This window comes from Mesocryomonas fontinalis (assembly GCF_055730125.2).
Genome location: NZ_JBUZWG020000008.1, coordinates 36,968 through 54,054, shown reverse-complemented (window position 1 = coordinate 54,054; position 17,087 = coordinate 36,968). Strand labels below are relative to the sequence as shown.

Below are 17,087 nucleotides of genomic sequence, written 5' to 3'. Positions count from 1 at the left end.
AACATTTATCACATGCGTGGCGGAAATGTTGCGAGAACAGGTAAGTGTATGGCGTTAAAGCTTAGATTGGCCGTCCGGGACTGGGACTACCTCACGCCACTGGCGCTGGGGGACGTTTCCTCTGCGCGGCTCGACCTCACCGTCAATCGCGTCGGCACCTTGATCGCCCATGTCGGCAAGGACCCGACCTACGACGCTGCCGAAACCTCCTTCAGCCGCTACGCCCAGCTGCGCGCCGACGGCGACGACAGCGTTTTCGGCATTCCGAACTTCATCATGCGCGGCTTCCGCCACCGCTGCATCATCACCGCAAAGTCGAGCGGCATCACCACGCTCGGCCAGCTTGCCGGCAAGCGCATCGGCGTCACCGGCTGGCGGGATTCGGGCAACACCTGGACACGGGCGGCGCTGCGCCGCGAGGGCGTCGGCGTCGACGATGCGATGTGGTTCGCCGGCCGCCTGACGGCGGCGCATCCCATCACCGATCGCCTCGATGGTTTCGGTCGCCCCGGACGTATCGAGGCGATGCCAAGCGAGCGCCCGATGATGGAAGCACTAGAGGACGGTTCGCTGGATGCGGTGTTCACGCCGTTCATGCCTGACGGCTTCTTCGACGAGGGCTCGCAGTTCCGGCAGGTCGTGGAAGACTTCCGCGGCGCCGAGATCGCCTACTTCAAAGATGTCGGCTACGTCCCCGGCATGCATCTGATCGGGCTCAAGGCCGGGATTGCGGAAGAACATCCTTGGCTCGCCGAGGAACTGAGCACGCTGATCGACGAGTCGCAGCGCGTCTGGCTGCAGAAGCGCCGGAAGTATGCCGATACCACGCCGTGGATGATCGACGAGTTGCGCCGCGTGTCGCGCGACTTGCCGGAGGACTGGAACGCCAACGGCCTCGTGGCGAACGACCGGATGATCCGCGGCTTCGCCGAGGAACTCCATGTCCAGGGAATCCTGCCGAAACGGCTGTCGCCGGGCGATCTCTTTCCGGGCGTCGCGGCAACCGCAACGGTGCCGGCGTGAGGGTCGCCCTCGGCCAGTTCGCGGTCGCCAAGGTCTGGCAGGAGAATGCCGACACCTGCGTGCGGCTGATCGGCGAGGCCGTCGCCGGCGGGGCAGACCTCCTGGTACTGCCGGAGGGCATCCTCGCCCGCGACATCACCGACCCCGCGCTGGTGCGCCGGTCCGCCCAGCCGCTCGATGGGCCGTTCATGGCGCGGCTGCTTGCCGCCAGCCGCGGCCACAGCCTGACAATCATGCTGTGCGTGCATGTCCCGACAGACGGCGAGCGGGTGCACAACAACCTCGTCACCGTTCGCGACGGCGCCATCATCTCGCAGTACCACAAGCTCCATCTCTACGACGCGTTCACCGGGCGCGAATCGACCAACGTGGTACCCGGTGACGCGGTGCCGGACCTCGTCGAGGTCGACGGGCTGAAGCTCGGCCCGATGACCTGCTACGATCTGCGCTTCCCCGAGCTCGCCCGCCGCCTCGCTGTCGACGGCGCCGACATCCTGGTGCTGCCGGCCGCCTGGGTAAAGGGTCCGGGCAAGGAGGCACACTGGGACGTTCTCGTGACGGCGCGGGCGCTCGACAACACCTGCTACGTCGTTGCCGTCGGCGAATGCGGAGAGCGCAACATCGGCGCCAGCATGGTGGTCGACCCGCTCGGCGTCGCCATCGTCAAGGCCGGCGAAGGGCCATGCCTGGTCTTCGCCGAGATCGATCCGGCCCGCATCGCCCATGCCCGCGCCGTGCTTCCCGTCCTTGCCAACCGCCGGTTCGCCCGGCCGGAACTCGCCTGATCCATCCACCCGCCCGTCATCCGAATCCAAAGGGGAACAGCATGCTCATGAAGCTCATCGCCTCCGCCGCCCTCCTCGCCACATTGCTGACGGGCACTGCTTCCGCACAGGAGGCAGCGGTCGCCAAGCAAGCGGTCAACGAGGCCCTGCGCGCCCGGCTCCCTCAGGAAATCCAGAAGGCGGGCACCATGATTTCGGTCACGAACGGCTCCTTCCCGCCCTATGAGATCGTCTCGGCCAACGGCATGACCGGCGCCAGCGCCGACCTGTCCGACGCCATCGGCGAACTCCTGGGCATCAAGATCACCCATGCGACCGTCGGCGGCCTGCCGGCCCTCCTTTCCGGCGTGAACTCCGGCCGCTACCAGTTCGCCTTCGGCCCAACCGGCGACTTCGTCTCTCGCCAGGAGGCCAATGATTTCGTCGACTGGGTGCAGGAATACGTCGTCTTCGCCGTGCACAAGGGCAATCCGGAGGGCATCGTCTCGCTCGACACCGCCTGCGGCAAGCGGATTGCAGTCATGGCCGGCGGCTCCGCCGAAAAGGTGATCAAGGGCCAGACGACGAAGTGCGTGGCGGACGGCAAGGAAGCCATCGAGGTCCAGTCCTTCTCCGACCAGCCGACGTCGATCCTCGCGGTCCGCTCCAAGCGCTCGGACGCCTTCTTCTCGTCGCAGGCGCCGCTGACCTACTTCGTCGAACAGGCGAATGGCCAGCTGGAGCTTTCCGGCGTCGGCGAGAAGAACGGTTTCGAGAACCTCTACCAGGGCGCCGTCGTGCCCAAGGGTTCCGAATTCGGCGGCATCCTGCGCGACGGCCTGCAGATCCTCATGGACAACGGCACCTATGCCGCGGTCATGAAGAAGTGGGGCCTGGGCAACAACATGATCGGGAAGGCCGGCATCAACCTCGCCGGCAAGTCGCCGCAGTGAGCGGGGGGACCACCGTTCCGGCCCCGACATCCGGCAGCACACGAGATGGCCTGCGCGACGTCGCGACGGCACACAAGCCGTTTCGGACAGACCGGCTGGTCCTCTGGGGGCTGACGCTCCTCATTGCCGCGAACTTCGCCTGGATCGTCGCCAACAACGACAATTTCGGCTGGCCGATCGTCCTCTCCTACCTCACCGAGGAAACGGTCCTGCGCGGGCTCACCGTCACCCTCTGGCTGACGGTCGTCGCCATGGCGCTCGGCACCGCCCTCGGATTGCTGCTCGCCATCGCCCGCATGTCGAACGACAGGCTGGCGAGCACGCTGGCCGGCCTGTTCATCTGGTTCTTCCGCGGCACGCCGCTCCTGGTCCAGCTGATCTTCTGGTACAACATGTCGACGCTGTTTCCGGAAATCTCGATCGCGATCCCGTTCGGCCCGACCCTCGCCAGTTGGAACACCAACGACCTCATCACCCCCATCACCGCGGCCATCGTCGGCCTCGCGCTGAACGAGGCGGCCTACATGGCCGAGATCATCCGCGGTGGGCTTCTGTCGGTGGACAAGGGGCAAGTCGAGACCGCGGCCGCTTTCGGCATGACGCGCGGCCGCGCTTTGCGCCGCATCATCATCCCCCAGGCCATGCGGTCGATCGTGCCGCCGACCGGCAACCAGCTGATCTCCATGGTCAAGGCAACCTCGCTGGTCAGCGTCATCGCGATGGCGGACCTGCTCTATTCCGTGCAGACCATCTACAACTCGACCTTCGAGGTCATGCCGATGCTGCTGGTGGCGGTCACCTGGTATCTCGTCATCACCTCCGTGCTGAACGTCGGCCAGGGCTTCATCGAGCGCTATTACGGCCGCGGCGAACGCAACTCGGCGCCGGCGGCGAAGAAGCCGAAGGCCGAGGCCGTCCCACCCGCTTTGGCCGCAGCAGAGGAGCCGAGCCAATGAGCGAGACCTCGACGCGTCCACTGGTGGAAGCCCGCAACGTCCACAAGGCCTTCGACCATCTCGAGGTCTTGAAAGGCATCGATCTCGACGTGGCCCCCGGCGAGGTCGTCGTCGTGCTCGGCCCCTCCGGCTCCGGCAAGTCCACCTTCCTGCGCTGCATCAACCACCTGGAATCGATCGACCAGGGCTCGATCGCCGTCGACGGCGAGCAGATCGGCTACCGCCTGAAGGACGACCGCCTGAACAAGCTTTCGGAGCGGGCGATCACCGTGCAGCGGCGCAAGATCGGCATGGTTTTCCAGCAGTTCAACCTCTACCCGCACATGACCGCGCTGCAGAACATCATCGAGGCGCCGATCGGCGTGCACGGCGTTCCGCGCCGAGAGGCAACGGCTTTCGGGCTCGAGCTCCTCGCCCGCGTCGGCCTGTCGGAGAAGGCGGACAGCTATCCGCGCCAGCTCTCCGGTGGGCAGCAGCAGCGCGTGGCCATCGCCCGGGCGCTGGCGATCAAGCCGAAGCTCATGCTTTTCGACGAACCGACCTCGGCGCTCGATCCCGAACTCGTCGGCGAAGTGCTGGCGACGATGCGCGATCTTGCCAAAGAGGGGTTGACGATGATCGTCGTCACGCACGAGATCGGCTTTGCCCGCGAGGCGGCGGATCGCGTCGTCTTCATGGACGGCGGCCATATCGTCGAACAGGGCAGGCCCGAGGACGTTCTCGGCAATCCGCAACATCCGCGGACGCGGGCCTTTCTCGGACGTTTCATTTGAAAGATGCCAGCATGACCGCCCCCATCGCCGCCAGCAACGACTTCGCCCGCCTTGCCGACTTCGAGGCGGCGCTGCCCGAGATGACGGCGACGCGCCGGCATCTGCACGCCCATCCCGAGCTCTCCTTCGAGGAGGCGGAGACGGCAAGGTTCGTGGCGGAGAAGCTGGAAGGCTGGGGTTTCGAGGTCACCCGGAACGTCGGCGGGCACGGCGTCGTCGGCCGTCTGACCGTCGGGGCCGGCACCCGCAGCATCGCCATCCGCGCCGACATGGACGCACTGCCGATCACCGAGCAGACCGGCGCATCCTATGCCAGCACCGCGCCCGGCAAGATGCACGCCTGTGGCCACGACGGCCACACCACGATGCTGCTCGGCGCGGCCGAGTATCTGGCGCGCACTCGGAGGTTCAGCGGGACCGTGAACCTGATCTTCCAGCCGGCGGAGGAGGCCGGCGTCATCAGCGGCGCCCAGGCGATGATCGCCGATGGCCTGTTCGAGCGTTTTCCGTGCGATGCGATCTTCGGCCTGCACAACCATCCCGGCGCCCCGACGGGCAGCTTCATGACCCGCCCCGGCCCGATCATGGCGGCGGCCGACACGGTGACCATCAAGGTGGTCGGCAAGGGCGGCCATGCCTCGCGCCCGCATTTGACGGTCGACCCGATCGTCGTCACCTGCAGCCTGGTGATGGCGCTGCAAACCGTCGTCTCCCGCAACATCGACCCGACCCAGACCGCCGTCGTCACCGTCGGCACCATCCATGCCGGCGAGGCGTCCAACGTCATTCCCGCCACCGCGGTGATCCAGGTCAGCGTCCGCTCGTTCGAGCCGGCGATCCGCGACATCCTGGAGCAGCGCATCCGCAAGCTCACCGAGGCGCATGTCGAAGGCTACGGCGCGACGGCGGAGATCGACTACGTCCGCGGCTATCCCGTCGTCGTGAATTCCGAGGCCGAGACGGCTTTTGCACGCGGCGTCATCGAGGAGCTCGTGGGCGAAGAAAACGTCTCGACCTGCCCGCTGATTCCCGGCAGCGAGGACTTTGCCTATTTCCTTGAGCACCGGCCCGGCTCGTTCCTGCGGCTCGGCAACGGCGTCGACTCGCCGATCCTGCACAGCTCGACCTACGACTTCGCCGATGCCAGCCTCACCGCCGGCGCCGCCGCCTGGGCCCGGCTGACCGAGCGCTACCTCGAGGCCGACGCGGCCTGAACCGAAGAGCGGTGACAGCGGCCATCCTGCGCCTTCCGCGGCGAGGCGCGGCGGTTCACTCGTAGCCGTAGAATTCGACGGGATCCTCGTCGCGCCGCCACCGCTCTCCGCCGACGTAGCGCTCGCGGCTTCGCTCCCGCCAGTCGCGGCGGGGCGGCGCGTCCTCCCAGCGATCGTCATACGCGGGTGCTTCGCGGCGCCGTATGACAGGCCGGTCTTCGTCACCGCGCCGTGCGATCGGGCGGCTTCTGTCATTGCCGCCGGCAGCACGCGGGGCCGACCGGTTGCCAGCCTCGGTGAGGAAGGACGGGTGAAGCCAGCCGCGAAGCCCGTTGGCACTGACCTCGCACCAGTCGTCGCAGCGGCCGACCACGACTTCCGCGCCGCGGGCGAGGACGCCGATCTCCGCCCCGCCCGGTGCCGAGCGAACGGCCGTCGGGCGGATTGTGACCAGGCGGCGCTCCGGCGCCCGCTCCCGTGGAGCCTCCCGCACCGCCTCTCGCACTGGCGGCGGCGCGGCCGCTGTCTCCGGCCGAGGGCCGACGGGCAAGCGGCTGGGCTCGGCGATGGCAGCTACCTGCGTGTCCGGGCGGGCCGGGCGCGGCGTCGGCACCGCGGCGACCGCCGGTGGCACCAGCTCCTCGGACACCTCGGGCTCCGCCGTCTCCGCGGGCGCGGCCTCGACGGTCGCCGGTGATGCGCTGGCGACGTCGTCGACCGGGGCCGGCAGTTCGTCCGGCGTCGCCGTGTCGGCCGCTGCCGGCTCCTTCGCCGCCACGCGTTCCGGTGCGGGGGCAGGAGCTGGTTTCGGCGCGGCGTCGTTCGTCGCTGTGACTGCACTGGACGGCGGCGGCGACGCGTCGGTCCCGGGCAGGAGAAGGTAGACCGGCGCCGCGCCGCCGAGGACCACAAGGGCGCACAAGGCGGGGACCGCGATGATCCAGGCGGCCGTCCTGAGAAGAACCCGCCGGTAGCGCGCGCGGGCCGGCGTTGCGGCGGCGTTTTGTTTCGGCCCGAGCGAATCCATGAAAGCCTCTTTCCTGCAGAAGAAGAGCTTTCCCGCGCAATAGTGGCGGTCCTAAGGGTGCGGCGGTCTGCGGGTGCGACTGGGGCCGATCCGGCGGACAGGGCTACCGCGCGACCGGCAGGCGTACGCCCCTCGCGTCACCCGCAACGCCGGCCCGGTCACGGCGCTTCGAACATTGAGGCTCTGCGCACGGCCCGCCGAAGAGGCACGCCTACGCCTCAGAGGCAGGACGTCCAGCGGCTGTCGTCCCGCGACGAGCGCACGCAGGCGTCGATGAAGCGCATGGCCGAGAGACCGTCCTCGACCGTCGGATACACCACGCCCTCCGGCAGCGCCTGTCCGCCATCGACGGCCCGGATCGCCGCGGCCGCCTCGCGGTAGAGGGTGGCGAACCCCTCGAGATAGCCTTCGGGGTGGCCGGCCGGGATGCGGGTGACGCGTGCGGCGGCAGCCCCCGCGCCCGCGCCGCCGCGGGTAATCCGCTGCTGGCTGCCGCCGAAGGGCGTGAACCACAGCTGGTTCGGGTTCTCCTGGAACCACTCCAGCCCGCCCTTCTCGCCGTAGACGCGCAGCTTCAGGCCGTTCTCGTGGCCCGGCGCGACCTGGCTCGCCCAGAGCATGCCCTTCGCCCCGCCCAAAAAACGCAGCATGACGTGATCATTGTCGTCGAGCCGCCGGCCGGGCACGAAGGTCGCGAGGTCGGCGGCGACGCTTTCCATCGTCAGTCCGGTGACGAAGGAGACGAGATTGAAGGCGTGCGAGCCGATGTCGCCGAGCGCGCCGCCGGCGCCGGCCTTTTCCGGATCGACGCGCCATTCCGCTTGCTTGGAGCCGGCATGCTCGGCGGCCTCGGTCAGCCAGTCCTGCACGTATTCCACCTGCACGACGCGCACTGCGCCGAGGTCGCCGGCGGCCACCATCTCGCGCGCCTGCCGCACCATGGGATAGCCGGTATAGTTGTGGGTGAGGACGAAGACGCGGCCGGAGCGCTGGGCGATGGCGGCCAGCGCCACCGCATCCTCCAGCCGCGCGGTCAGCGGCTTTTCGCAGATGACGTGAAAGCCGGCTTCGAGGAAGGTTTTCGCCGGCGCGAAATGCAGGTGGTTGGGCGTGACGATCGCCACCGCCTCGGCACCGTCCGGTCGCACGGCTTCGGCAAGTGCCATTTCCTCGAAACTGGCGTAGGCGCGGTCTTCGGCGACGCCGTATTCGGCGGCCGAAGCGCGCGCCCGCTCGGGATCGGACGAGAAAGCGCCGGCGACGAGCTGGAAGTCGTCATCGATCCGCGCGGCGATGCGGTGCACCGCGCCGATGAACGCGCCCTGGCCGCCGCCGACCATGCCCAGCCGCAGCGGCCGCTTGCCCGTCATGGGCGCCGATCCCGAAACCATCCTGTTCTCCCTTGTGCCTGCCCGCGACGCTGGGCTGAGCCCGCAAGCCCTCAAGCCCTCTGCGGGTCTGATGTTCACCAACCCGCGGTGCTATCCCGCGGCGCGGCCTCTCCGCCGAACCATAAGAGCAGGTCGAGGTTAGCGGTCGAGCCCGAGCACCCTTCGGTTGGCCGCGGCATCCGCACCGGAACCGGCGAAGTCGTCGAAGGACCGGTCGCCTTGCTCGATGATGTGAGCGGCGATGAACGGGGCCCCCTCCCGCGCGCCTTGCTCCGCGCTCTTGATCGCGCATTCCCACTCCAGCACGGCCCAGCCGGTGTAGCCGTACTGGGTCAGCTTGGAAAACACCGCGCCGAAATCCACCTGCCCGTCGCCAAGCGAGCGGAAACGGCCGGCCCGGTCCTTCCACGACTGGAAGCCGCCATAGACGCCTTGCCGGCCGGTCGGATTCAGCTCGGCGTCCTTGACGTGGAACATCCCGATCCGCTCGTGGTAGATGTCGATGTTGGCGAGGTAGTCCATGCCCTGCAGCACGAAGTGCGAGGGGTCGTAGAGGAGCCGCGCCCGGGCGTGATCGTTGACGCGCTCGAGGAACATCTCGTAGCTCGCGCCGTCGTGCAGGTCCTCGCCCGGATGGATCTCGAAGCAGAGGTCGACGCCGTTCTCGTCGAATACGTCGAGGATCGGCAGCCATCGCCTGGCGAGCTCGTCGAACGCCGCCTCCACGAGACCCGCCGGCCGCTGCGGCCAGGGATAGACGTAGGGCCAGGCGAGCGCCCCGGAGAAGGCCGCGGCCTCGCCGAGGCCGAGATGGCGCGAGGCCCTGGCCATGCGCTTGACCTGATCCACCGCCCAGGCTTGGCGCGCCGCCGGGTTGCCGCGCACCTCGGGCGCCGCAAACCCGTCGAAGAGTTCGTCATAGGCGGGATGGACGGCGACCAGCTGCCCTTGGAGATGAGCCGATAGCTCGGTGATGACGAGGCCGTGCGTTGCCACCACGCCCGCGATCTCGTCGCAGTAGTCCTTCGATTCCGAGGCCTTGCCGAGGTCGAACAGCCGGGCGTCCCAGCTCGGGATCTGCACGCCCTCGTAGCCGAGCGACGCCGCCCAGCCACAGATCGCGTCGAGCGAATGGAACGGCTCGGCGTCGCCGGCGAACTGTGCGAGGAAAATTCCGGGCCCTTTGATTGTCATGCGTCCCCTCCCCTCCGGCGTACCGGATCATTCGATCGCGCCGCGGAGCGACGTCGTCGGCGATCCGATCAGCCGGCCGCAGGGAAAGCTTATCGAGCGCCGTCCGGAGTGGCCAGCCTCACCGCCTGGCTGCAGCGAGAATATCCGGCGCTTGGCGCAGCGGCGCGCGGCCAGCTCAGGTGGCGGGCCGTGCCCGCCGCGCCGGAAGGGTCATCGCGACAACGCTGACGACGACGAAGCCGAGGCCGATCCAAGCCGACGGCTGCGGCACCTCGCCGAGGAAGACGACGCCGATGCCGACGCCGATCGGCACGCGCAGATAGGCCTGCGCCGTGGTGCCGACCGAGCCGAGCCGCTGCAGCAGCGTGAAGTAGATGACGAAGGCGAGCGCCGTCGAGAACACCGAGAGGGCAAGGAGCGCCAGGATCGAGGCCTGCGAGGGCTGCAGCGTCCAGGGCTGGTCGACGAGGAGGCTGACAGGGATGAGGATCGCCGCACCCCAGATCAGGGAGCCCGCCGCCGGCATCATCGGGTCGAGATCCCGGAACGTCCGGCCAAAGGTCACCGCCGCGCCATAGGCGACCGCGGCAAAGACGATGGCGAGCTGCGCGGTCAGCGCCGTGCCGAAACCGGCGAGCGCGGCCGGGCCGACGACGAGGCAGATGCCGACGAGACCGGCGGCGACGCCGAAGATCTTCGGACCCGTCACCGTCTCGTGCCGCGTCACCAGCGCATTGATGAGGAAGGCGAAGACCGGCGTCAGCGAGTTGAGGATTACCGCCAGCCCGGCGTCGACGTGCTGCTCGCCCCAGGCGACGAGCGTGAAAGGCAGCACCGAATTGAGGCAGGCCTGGATCAGGAAGCGCTTGGTGTTGCGCTTGTCGGTCGGCAGGCGAAGGCCCCGCAGGCGCAGGATCACCAGCAGCAATCCGCCGGCGATCAGCGTGCGCGTGGCGATCAGGGTGATCGGCGGGATGGTGGAAACGCCGACCTTGATGAAGCTGTAGGAGGCGCCCCAGAGCGTCGCGAGGGCCAGAAGCATCAGCAGGCTGACGCCAAGGCGCGGGGGATGATCCGCCATATCAGGTCTTTCCTCATCGGCCTGTCCCGGCGGGCATCGGAGCCAAGCCGGCGCTGGTCTTCGCCGAAGCAGACTTGCTTGGCAAGCGCTGCCCCGCCGCTATCGGGGAGACGGGTAACGGGAGAGGCGGGGGACGGGCCAGAACCAACCGTGCCACAGGCTGCGATGGCAGCGACCCGGACCCCGCGATACCTCGGGCGTGTCCGCTCGGCGGGTACGTAGGCGGCTTTCGGTTAAGCGTCTTTACAAGTCACGCTCGACGCCGCCGTCGCTTCCAGAGAAACTCCGCCCGGCACGCCCGATGGACCATCCGACAGGGAACATCCGACCGGGGCGGCAGTTTGGATGGTCGCACAGGAGCAATTGCTTGACCCGTCTCAGAAATCTATTCGCTTCGTTGGCGCTGATCGCGGTGTCGACGCTTGGTCCGGCGACGGCAAAGGCCGAAGATTTCGGCAGCGATTTCGCCCGCGAGGCGCGCAGCCAGATCGTTCGCGACTTCCGGGGTGGCGACTACAGGGGCAGGGATTTCCGGGGTGGCGACTTTCGGCGCGGCCGGTTCGGAGAAGGCGACTACCGGGATGACGGGTTCCGGCGCTTCGGCGAATATGGCGGGCGTTACAGCGACGAGGGCCGTGGCGACCGGCGCTTCGGACGTGACGATCGCGGCGACTCCCGGCGTCGGGACGCAAGGGGCTATGACCGCCGGGATGACCGCTATGACCGTCGTCATGACCGGCATGACGGCCGCGGCGTCGATCGTGACCGCGATTATGACCGGGACAGGGATTACGGTCGCCGCGATCAGCGGGGCTATGATGGCGGAGATGATCGCCGCGATGCGCGGGGCTATGACAGGCGGCCCGACAGGGAGAACCGTCGCGCCCGGCATCGCGACGACCGGAACGATCGGAACTCAGAGTTCCGGTTTCAGTTTCGCTGAGGCGCGTGGGCAGAGGCAGATGCGCCATTGAAAGGACGGATGCATGGAACGCAATGAGACGCTGATCGCCGAGAATGGCGCTCGCCGTATCTTCAGCTTCGAGAAAAAGGACCCGGAAGGCATCTGGAATACCTGCTACCGCGGCCGCGAGCTGATGCGTACCCGCGAGGGTGAGGTGCTGGAAGCGCCGTCGGATCCGCTGTTTGCCTCGGAGGACAAGGCGCGGGAGTGGCTCGAGACCGCAGCGCCGCTCGGATGAGACAGCTGCGTCCGGCAGTTGCCCCCGCCGAAATCGCAATGGTTTCACGGCAGCTCCCTTCCTCGACAGTGGAGTTCGGAGGCGCATGAGGGGCGAGCATGTCGGTCGTTATGTCGAATGCGACGAGCGGGGCTGCAAGGCGACATTCTCGCTGAACCTGACATGGTCGAAGGACCGCCAGACGCTGCACGAGGCACGGCAGGCTGGCTGGTTTATCGAGAGCACCTCCGGCGGATACCGTATCGACCGTCATTTTTGCCCCATTCATCATCCGCAGGATGTGGACTGAAGGGTTGATGAGGGGGCGCCGGGTTAGCCTCTGTCGTGATCATCCCTCCTCGATACTTTCGGCATCGCTCCGCCCCCGCCGTTTGCGCGAGGCGAGGATTTCGGCCAGCGTCACCGGACAGTAGGGAAACGCGTCGACCCCGACATCGAACTGGCGCGGTATCGGTTTCAGCTTTGCGTGGGAATGGCCGTGCAGGTTGATCGCGCCCTTGCCCATCTGGTTCCAGGTCCGGAAGGCATAGTGGCAGAGCACCAGCTTCACGTCATCGACGGTGAGTTCGGCATAGGCCCCGACGCTGTCCCAAGCCGGATCGGCTGAAGTCGCCGCATCGTCGTTGTTGCCGGTGATCAGGTGCTTTCGCCCGTTCAGCCGGGCGAGCAGTGAGGATTTGAACTCCGGCGTGCCGCGCGCGACATCGCCGAGGTGCCACACCTCGTCATCGGCGCCGACGACGCCGTTCCACGCCGTCACCAGAGCCTCGTCATGCGCGGCAAGATCGGCGAAGGGACGGCGGTCGATGCGGAGAATGCGCGGATCGTTGAAATGCGTGTCGGCGGTGAAATAGATCATGGCCCTGTTATGGGGCGTGGCACGGGACCGAAAAGCGCGGACGGCCGTTTGGCAGAGACTCGGGTGACTGAAGTGACGCGGGCGCCCGGAATGCCGGCACCGGCGAGTTAAAAGGAATTCTTCGTGAGCATTGGTCTGATCGCCCTTCTCGATGACGTCGCAGCCTTGGCCAAGGTGGCGGCCGCCTCGCTGGACGATGTCGCCGCGCAGGCCGGCCGGGCCGGCGTGAAGGCGGCGGGTGTGGTGATCGACGATGCCGCGGTCACGCCGCGCTACGTCGTCGGCTTCGCAGCCGACCGCGAACTGCCGATCGTCGGCAAGATCGCCCTCGGCTCGCTGCGCAACAAGCTCGTCTTCCTGCTGCCTGCCGCGCTCGCGCTCAGCGTCTTCGCGCCCTGGGGCGTCACGCCGCTGCTGATGCTGGGCGGCGCCTATCTCTGCTACGAGGGCGCGGAGAAGATCTACGAAGCCCTGCTGCCCGCCAACGCCCATGCGCACGAGACCAAGGTAGCGGCGAAACCCGGCGACGCCACGGCGATGGAAAACGCGCGGGTGTCGAGCGCCATCCGGACGGACTTCATCCTGTCCGCCGAGATCATGGCGTTGACCCTCGCCTCGCTGCCGGAGGGGAGCCTCTGGGTTCAGGCGCTGATTCTGGCGATCGTCGGGATCGGCATCACGGCGCTCGTCTACGGCGGCGTCGCGCTCATCGTCAAAGCCGACGATGTCGGCCTCGCGCTGGCAAAGGTGTCGTCGACCGGGCTGTTCGGGGGGATGTTGCGGGCGATCGGCCGCGGGCTCGTGGTCGGCATGCCGGTGTTCCTGAAGATCCTCGGCATCGTCGGCACGGCCGCCATGGTCTGGGTCGGCGGCGGCATCATCGTGCACGGCCTTGAGGGCTATGGTGTCGAGGCGCCGGCGCATCTGATCCATGCCGCCTCGGTCGCGGCGGCCGCCGCGGTGCCCGCAGTGAGCGGTGTGGTGGAATGGATCGTCGGAGCCGCCGGCGCCGGCGTGGTTGGCCTCATCGTCGGGGCGGCTCTCATCCCGATCACCAGCTTCGTCCTCGCGCCCATCGCCAAGGCCGTTCGCGGCCTCTTCGGGCGCGGCAAGGAGGCGCCGGCCGACACGGCGTCTCCCGCCAGCAAACTGGCTCCAACGAAAACGCCGCATTCCTAGAGCGCCCTGAAGCGACAGTGCAGCGCAGCTTAGTCGTCGAGGTCCGGGATTTTCAGGAGAAGCCCGCAGGCCTTGCAGTGCACGGCGTCGGGCTCGTGCCGCTGCAGCGCGCAGCGCGGACAGGTGAAGTCCACCTTGTAGGGGCGGAAGATCGCCTGGGCGAGGCGGACGAACAGCGAGATGCCGATCAGCATGGTGACGATCGACGTCAGCTTGCCCGCCGGTCCCGGCAAGGTGATGTCGCCGAAGCCGGTGGTCGTGACCGTCGCCACGGTAAAGTAGAGCGCGTCGACATAGCCAGTGAAGCCGGAGCCGGAGCGGAAGAAGAACGTGTAGATGAAACCGGTGGCGACCAGCAGGAAGGTCACGAGGTTGACGACCGATCGGCCCGCCTCCTCCCATTTGCGCAGTCCAATTCCCCGCAGCGGCCGCCAGAGGATCCCGCTGCGCGACAGCGACCACAGCCTGAGGATGCGCAGGAAGCCGTAATTGACCAGCCAATAGGGCGCGAGCAGCGTCGCCAGGATGAACAGGTCCACCCAGACGAAGGGGCGCAGCAACCAGCGCCGAATGCTGCCGCTGGCCAGTCCCCGCCCGATCAGATCGCAGGCCAGCAGCAAGGCGACGCCGGTGTCGAGCCACAGGAACAGCGCCTTGTCCTGCAGGACGGGCGTCGCGATGAAGAAGGCGATGGTCAGGAAATCGATGGAGATGACCACCATCTGGAAGCGCCGGGCGGACGGGGCACTGCCATGATAAAGCGCATGCAGCCGAACGCGCAGCCGCTCGAGACGCGTCAGCGGTTCCGACAAGGTCGGGGCGGAGGGGTCCGGCTTCTTCGGCACGCTGTCGGTTCCAGGAATGACCGGGGAATGTCCGCCGGGAAGGCATCAGAGCGGCCGCCCTTCGCCGAGAATGCGCAGGGGAAAAGCGGCCGGCGCCTGTTCTACCGCAATCGTCGCCAAGGTCTACGCCGGGACCATCGGGCCCCGTCGATTTGCCAAGGCAAACTGCTCGAGGTTGTAGCGTGAGGCGTGTCGTGACGCTGGGTTGCCGGACCGGCGCAACGACGGGCGACCTCGTGCGTTGGCGCAGACAGACCACGCCTCTGCAGACAACCCGACGATTGACCGGAGTGCCCGATGCCCATCCCTTCCCGACCCTCCCGTCTCGGCGACCTCTGCACGGCCATCGGTGCCGCCGGATCCCTTGCGCTCGCCGGCTACGTGCTCGGCCGCGGAACAAGGTCCGGAGAGGACGATGAGACCGACGAGGCGGCTTGGCGCGGCCCGTCCCGCTCGACGTCGCTCCCGGCAGCGCCCGGTCGTGGCCGCGATGCCGACAGCCCGTCGAAGCTGCCGGCGAAGGGCTGGAAGGACGTTCTGGTCCGTACCTACCAGGAGTTCGGCGACGACCGGCTGATGCTGGTCGCGGCCGGCGTCACCTTCTACGTGCTCCTGGCGCTCTTCCCCGCGATTACCGCGCTGATCTCGATCTACGGCCTGTTCACCGACGCGTCGAACCTTGGCGAGCAGATCTCGGCGATCTCCGGCGTCCTGCCATCCGGGGCGGTGGACATCATCAGCGAGCAGATGGTGCGTGTCGCCTCACAAGGCGATGCCAAGCTCGGCTTCGGCATGATCTTCGGCCTCGGCATCGCGCTGTGGAGCGCCAATGCCGGAATGAAGACGCTCTTCGACGCCATGAACATCGTCTACGAGGAGAAGGAGAAGCGTGGCTTCGTCAGGCTGACCCTCGTCACCCTCGCCTTCACGCTCGGCACCATCGTCTTCCTGATCCTCGCTCTGTCCTCGATGGTCCTCCTGCCGATCGTGCTCGACTTCTTCTGGCTCGGGTCGATCGAGACGTGGCTGCTCTGGCTGCGGTGGCCGGTGCTGCTGGTGGTCGTGGCTTTCGGCCTGACGCTGATCTACCGCACCGGTCCCAGCCGCGCGCGCGCCAAGTGGCGGTGGATTTCCTGGGGCGGTGTGGTCGCCGCCGCGCTGTGGGTGATCTTCTCGGTGCTGTTTTCCTGGTACGTGCAGAACTTCGGCAGCTATGACGAGACCTATGGCTCGCTCGGCGCCGCCATCGGCTTCATGACCTGGATCTGGATTTCGACCATCGTCGTATTGCTGGGTGCCGAGCTCAACGCCGAACTCGAGCATCAGACGGCGGAGGACACCACGACCTCGCCCGCCCTGCCGCTCGGCAGCCGGGGCGCCCAGATGGCCGATACCCTGGGCGAAACGACCTGATCCACCGGCTGGAGATCAGGCGCTAGCGAAACCAGCGTTGAAGCGCCTGATCCTCGGAAATGCTCGAGCCAGGATCAGCCGGCGGCGTAGTACTTGGCCATTGCCGACAGCGGCTTGGCACGGATATCCGCCGCCTGTCCGGCGGTGCCGAAGGCTTCGAACTTGCCGATGCAGACGTCGCGCATCGCATCCATCCCCGGCTTCAGGTACTTGCGCGGGTCGAACTCGGCGGGGTCGTTCCAGAGTTCGCGGCGGATGGTGGCCGTAAGGGCGAGGCGCAGGTCGGTGTCGATGTTGATCTTGCGCACGCCATGACGGATGCCGCGCTGGATCTCCTCGACCGGAACGCCCCAGGTCGGCTTGATCGCCCCGCCATGGGCGTTGATGATCGCGCAGAGTTCCTCCGGCACGGAAGAAGAGCCGTGCATCACCAGATGGGTGTTCGGCAGGCGCTGGTGGATCGCCTCGATCACATCCATCGCCAGGACGTCGCCATCCGGCTTGCGGGTAAACTTGTAGGCGCCGTGGCTGGTGCCCATCGCGACGGCCAGCGCGTCGACGCCGGTCTCGGCGACGAAGCGCGCGGCCTCCTCGGGATCGGTCAGCAGCTGATCCTCGCCGAGCTTCTCCGTCGCGCCGTGCCCGTCCTCCTGGTCGCCCATGCCGGTCTCGAGCGAGCCGAGCACCCCGAGCTCGCCCTCGACCGAAACGCCCGCGGCATGCGCCGTCTCGACCACCCGGCGGGTGATGGCGACGTTGGCGGCATAGTCGGCGGGGGTCTTGCCGTCCTCGAGCAGCGACCCGTCCATCATCACCGAGGTGAAGCCGTTCTGGATGGCGGTGACGCAGGTCGCGAGATTGTTGCCGTGGTCTAGGTGCATGCAGACCGGGATGTGCGGATAGATCTCGACCAGACCGTCGATCAGCCGTGCCAACACGATGTCGTTGGCATAGGCGCGGGCGCCGCGGCTGGCCTGCAGGATCACCGGCGAGCCCGTGGCGTCGGCCGCGGCCATGATCGCCAGCCCTTGCTCCATGTTGCTCATGTTGAAGGCGGGAACGCCGTAGCCATGTTCGGCGGCGTGGTCGAGCAGCTGGCGAAGGGTGATGCGGGCCATGGCGAAATCTCCGGTGCTTCGTCGCGGTCGACGCGGGTGGGGAACTCGAAAGGTCGAATAGTCGAAGCCGCCCTCCGTCACAACCAAAATCTCAA

18 protein-coding genes are annotated in these 17,087 nt (G+C 67.5%); 11 read left to right on the top strand and 7 right to left on the bottom strand.

Annotated elements, in window-relative coordinates:
- Positions 1–48 precede the first annotated feature (48 nt).
- The 6 genes from ACZL02_RS18835 to ACZL02_RS18810 are packed head-to-tail and all read left to right on the top strand — an operon-like array spanning position 49 to position 5,683.
- Entirely contained in the window at positions 49–1,023 is a 975-nt protein-coding gene (locus tag ACZL02_RS18835; protein WP_472940426.1) for a substrate-binding domain-containing protein, read from the top strand.
- Positions 1,020–1,808 (top strand): deaminated glutathione amidase, encoded by a 789-nt coding sequence (locus ACZL02_RS18830; protein ID WP_472940425.1) that lies wholly within the window; start codon positions 1,020–1,022, stop codon positions 1,806–1,808. The genes ACZL02_RS18835 and ACZL02_RS18830 overlap by 4 nt, the downstream gene beginning before the upstream one ends.
- A 41-nt stretch (positions 1,809–1,849) precedes the next feature.
- Positions 1,850–2,740: an ABC transporter substrate-binding protein gene (locus ACZL02_RS18825; RefSeq protein ID WP_472940424.1), complete on the top strand. Its 891-nt coding sequence runs from the start codon at positions 1,850–1,852 to the stop codon at positions 2,738–2,740.
- Positions 2,737–3,696, top strand: a complete 960-nt coding sequence (locus ACZL02_RS18820; protein WP_472940423.1) for an amino acid ABC transporter permease — start codon at positions 2,737–2,739, stop codon at positions 3,694–3,696. The genes ACZL02_RS18825 and ACZL02_RS18820 overlap by 4 nt, the downstream gene beginning before the upstream one ends.
- Positions 3,693–4,469 carry an amino acid ABC transporter ATP-binding protein gene (locus ACZL02_RS18815; protein WP_472934776.1) on the top strand — a complete coding sequence of 259 codons (777 nt, stop codon included), beginning with the start codon at positions 3,693–3,695 and terminating at the stop codon, positions 4,467–4,469. Before ACZL02_RS18820 ends, ACZL02_RS18815 begins: the two co-directional genes overlap by 4 nt.
- Before the next feature lie 11 nt (positions 4,470–4,480).
- Entirely contained in the window at positions 4,481–5,683 is a 1,203-nt protein-coding gene (locus tag ACZL02_RS18810; RefSeq protein ID WP_472940422.1) for a M20 aminoacylase family protein, read from the top strand.
- 55 nt (positions 5,684–5,738) lie between these two features.
- Here the strand turns inward: ACZL02_RS18810 and ACZL02_RS18805 are convergent, their stop codons facing one another.
- The 4 genes from ACZL02_RS18805 to ACZL02_RS18790 form a co-directional block, all read right to left on the bottom strand.
- Positions 5,739–6,710, bottom strand: a complete 972-nt coding sequence (locus tag ACZL02_RS18805; RefSeq protein ID WP_472940421.1) for an SH3 domain-containing protein — start codon at positions 6,708–6,710, stop codon at positions 5,739–5,741.
- A gap of 218 nt (positions 6,711–6,928) precedes the next feature.
- Positions 6,929–8,101 (bottom strand): Gfo/Idh/MocA family protein, encoded by a 1,173-nt coding sequence (locus ACZL02_RS18800; RefSeq protein WP_472940420.1) that lies wholly within the window; start codon positions 8,099–8,101, stop codon positions 6,929–6,931.
- 138 nt (positions 8,102–8,239) lie between these two features.
- A complete protein-coding gene (locus ACZL02_RS18795; RefSeq protein WP_472940419.1) occupies positions 8,240–9,295 on the bottom strand; it encodes a sugar phosphate isomerase/epimerase family protein in 1,056 nt (351 codons plus the stop codon).
- A 175-nt stretch (positions 9,296–9,470) separates the two neighbouring features.
- The gene (locus tag ACZL02_RS18790; protein WP_472940418.1) at positions 9,471–10,376 is read right to left on the bottom strand and encodes a DMT family transporter; all 906 of its coding nucleotides are present in this window, start codon (positions 10,374–10,376) and stop codon (positions 9,471–9,473) included.
- 367 nt (positions 10,377–10,743) lie between these two features.
- On the opposite strand from ACZL02_RS18790, the gene ACZL02_RS18785 reads away from it, so the two are divergent.
- The 3 genes from ACZL02_RS18785 to ACZL02_RS18775 all read left to right on the top strand — a co-directional run bounded on the left by ACZL02_RS18785 (position 10,744) and on the right by ACZL02_RS18775 (position 11,867).
- Entirely contained in the window at positions 10,744–11,319 is a 576-nt protein-coding gene (locus tag ACZL02_RS18785; protein WP_472940417.1) for a hypothetical protein, read from the top strand.
- 43 nt (positions 11,320–11,362) lie between these two features.
- On the top strand, positions 11,363–11,578 hold the full coding sequence (locus ACZL02_RS18780; protein WP_472934769.1) for a hypothetical protein: 216 nt from the start codon (positions 11,363–11,365) through the stop codon (positions 11,576–11,578).
- An 85-nt stretch (positions 11,579–11,663) separates the two neighbouring features.
- Entirely contained in the window at positions 11,664–11,867 is a 204-nt protein-coding gene (locus ACZL02_RS18775; RefSeq protein ID WP_472940416.1) for a hypothetical protein, read from the top strand.
- 39 nt (positions 11,868–11,906) lie between these two features.
- On the opposite strand, the gene ACZL02_RS18770 is transcribed toward ACZL02_RS18775, so the two are convergent.
- Positions 11,907–12,437, bottom strand: coding sequence for a metallophosphoesterase family protein (locus tag ACZL02_RS18770; protein ID WP_472940415.1), 531 nt, complete (start codon positions 12,435–12,437; stop codon positions 11,907–11,909).
- 123 nt (positions 12,438–12,560) lie between these two features.
- On the opposite strand from ACZL02_RS18770, the gene ACZL02_RS18765 reads away from it, so the two are divergent.
- Positions 12,561–13,616: a DUF808 domain-containing protein gene (locus ACZL02_RS18765; protein ID WP_472940414.1), complete on the top strand. Its 1,056-nt coding sequence runs from the start codon at positions 12,561–12,563 to the stop codon at positions 13,614–13,616.
- 29 nt (positions 13,617–13,645) lie between these two features.
- Here ACZL02_RS18765 and ACZL02_RS18760 read toward each other — a convergent pair whose 3' ends face one another.
- Positions 13,646–14,461 carry a potassium channel family protein gene (locus ACZL02_RS18760; protein ID WP_472940413.1) on the bottom strand — a complete coding sequence of 272 codons (816 nt, stop codon included), beginning with the start codon at positions 14,459–14,461 and terminating at the stop codon, positions 13,646–13,648.
- Between the two features lie 297 nt (positions 14,462–14,758).
- On the opposite strand from ACZL02_RS18760, the gene ACZL02_RS18755 reads away from it, so the two are divergent.
- The gene (locus tag ACZL02_RS18755) at positions 14,759–15,874 is read left to right on the top strand and encodes a YihY/virulence factor BrkB family protein (RefSeq protein ID WP_472940412.1); all 1,116 of its coding nucleotides are present in this window, start codon (positions 14,759–14,761) and stop codon (positions 15,872–15,874) included.
- A gap of 74 nt (positions 15,875–15,948) precedes the next feature.
- Here ACZL02_RS18755 and fba read toward each other — a convergent pair whose 3' ends face one another.
- Positions 15,949–16,992, bottom strand: a complete 1,044-nt coding sequence (gene fba, locus ACZL02_RS18750) for a class II fructose-bisphosphate aldolase (protein WP_472940411.1) — start codon at positions 16,990–16,992, stop codon at positions 15,949–15,951.
- Positions 16,993–17,087: the final 95 nt, after the last annotated feature.

Bases quoted from the DNA above. Each gene is read 5' to 3' on its own strand.
- ACZL02_RS18835 (WP_472940426.1), top strand. From the start codon at position 49: ATGGCGTTAAAGCTTAGATTGGCCGTCCGGGACTGGGACTACCTCACG.
- ACZL02_RS18825 (WP_472940424.1), top strand. From the start codon at position 1,850: ATGCTCATGAAGCTCATCGCCTCCGCCGCCCTCCTCGCCACATTGCTG.
- ACZL02_RS18815 (WP_472934776.1), top strand. From the start codon at position 3,693: ATGAGCGAGACCTCGACGCGTCCACTGGTGGAAGCCCGCAACGTCCAC.
- ACZL02_RS18810 (WP_472940422.1), top strand. From the start codon at position 4,481: ATGACCGCCCCCATCGCCGCCAGCAACGACTTCGCCCGCCTTGCCGAC.
- ACZL02_RS18805 (WP_472940421.1), bottom strand. From the start codon at position 6,710: ATGGATTCGCTCGGGCCGAAACAAAACGCCGCCGCAACGCCGGCCCGC.
- ACZL02_RS18800 (WP_472940420.1), bottom strand. From the start codon at position 8,101: ATGGTTTCGGGATCGGCGCCCATGACGGGCAAGCGGCCGCTGCGGCTG.
- ACZL02_RS18795 (WP_472940419.1), bottom strand. From the start codon at position 9,295: ATGACAATCAAAGGGCCCGGAATTTTCCTCGCACAGTTCGCCGGCGAC.
- ACZL02_RS18790 (WP_472940418.1), bottom strand. From the start codon at position 10,376: ATGGCGGATCATCCCCCGCGCCTTGGCGTCAGCCTGCTGATGCTTCTG.
- ACZL02_RS18780 (WP_472934769.1), top strand. From the start codon at position 11,363: ATGGAACGCAATGAGACGCTGATCGCCGAGAATGGCGCTCGCCGTATC.
- ACZL02_RS18775 (WP_472940416.1), top strand. From the start codon at position 11,664: ATGAGGGGCGAGCATGTCGGTCGTTATGTCGAATGCGACGAGCGGGGC.
- ACZL02_RS18770 (WP_472940415.1), bottom strand. From the start codon at position 12,437: ATGATCTATTTCACCGCCGACACGCATTTCAACGATCCGCGCATTCTC.
- ACZL02_RS18755 (WP_472940412.1), top strand. From the start codon at position 14,759: ATGCCCATCCCTTCCCGACCCTCCCGTCTCGGCGACCTCTGCACGGCC.
- fba (WP_472940411.1), bottom strand. From the start codon at position 16,992: ATGGCCCGCATCACCCTTCGCCAGCTGCTCGACCACGCCGCCGAACAT.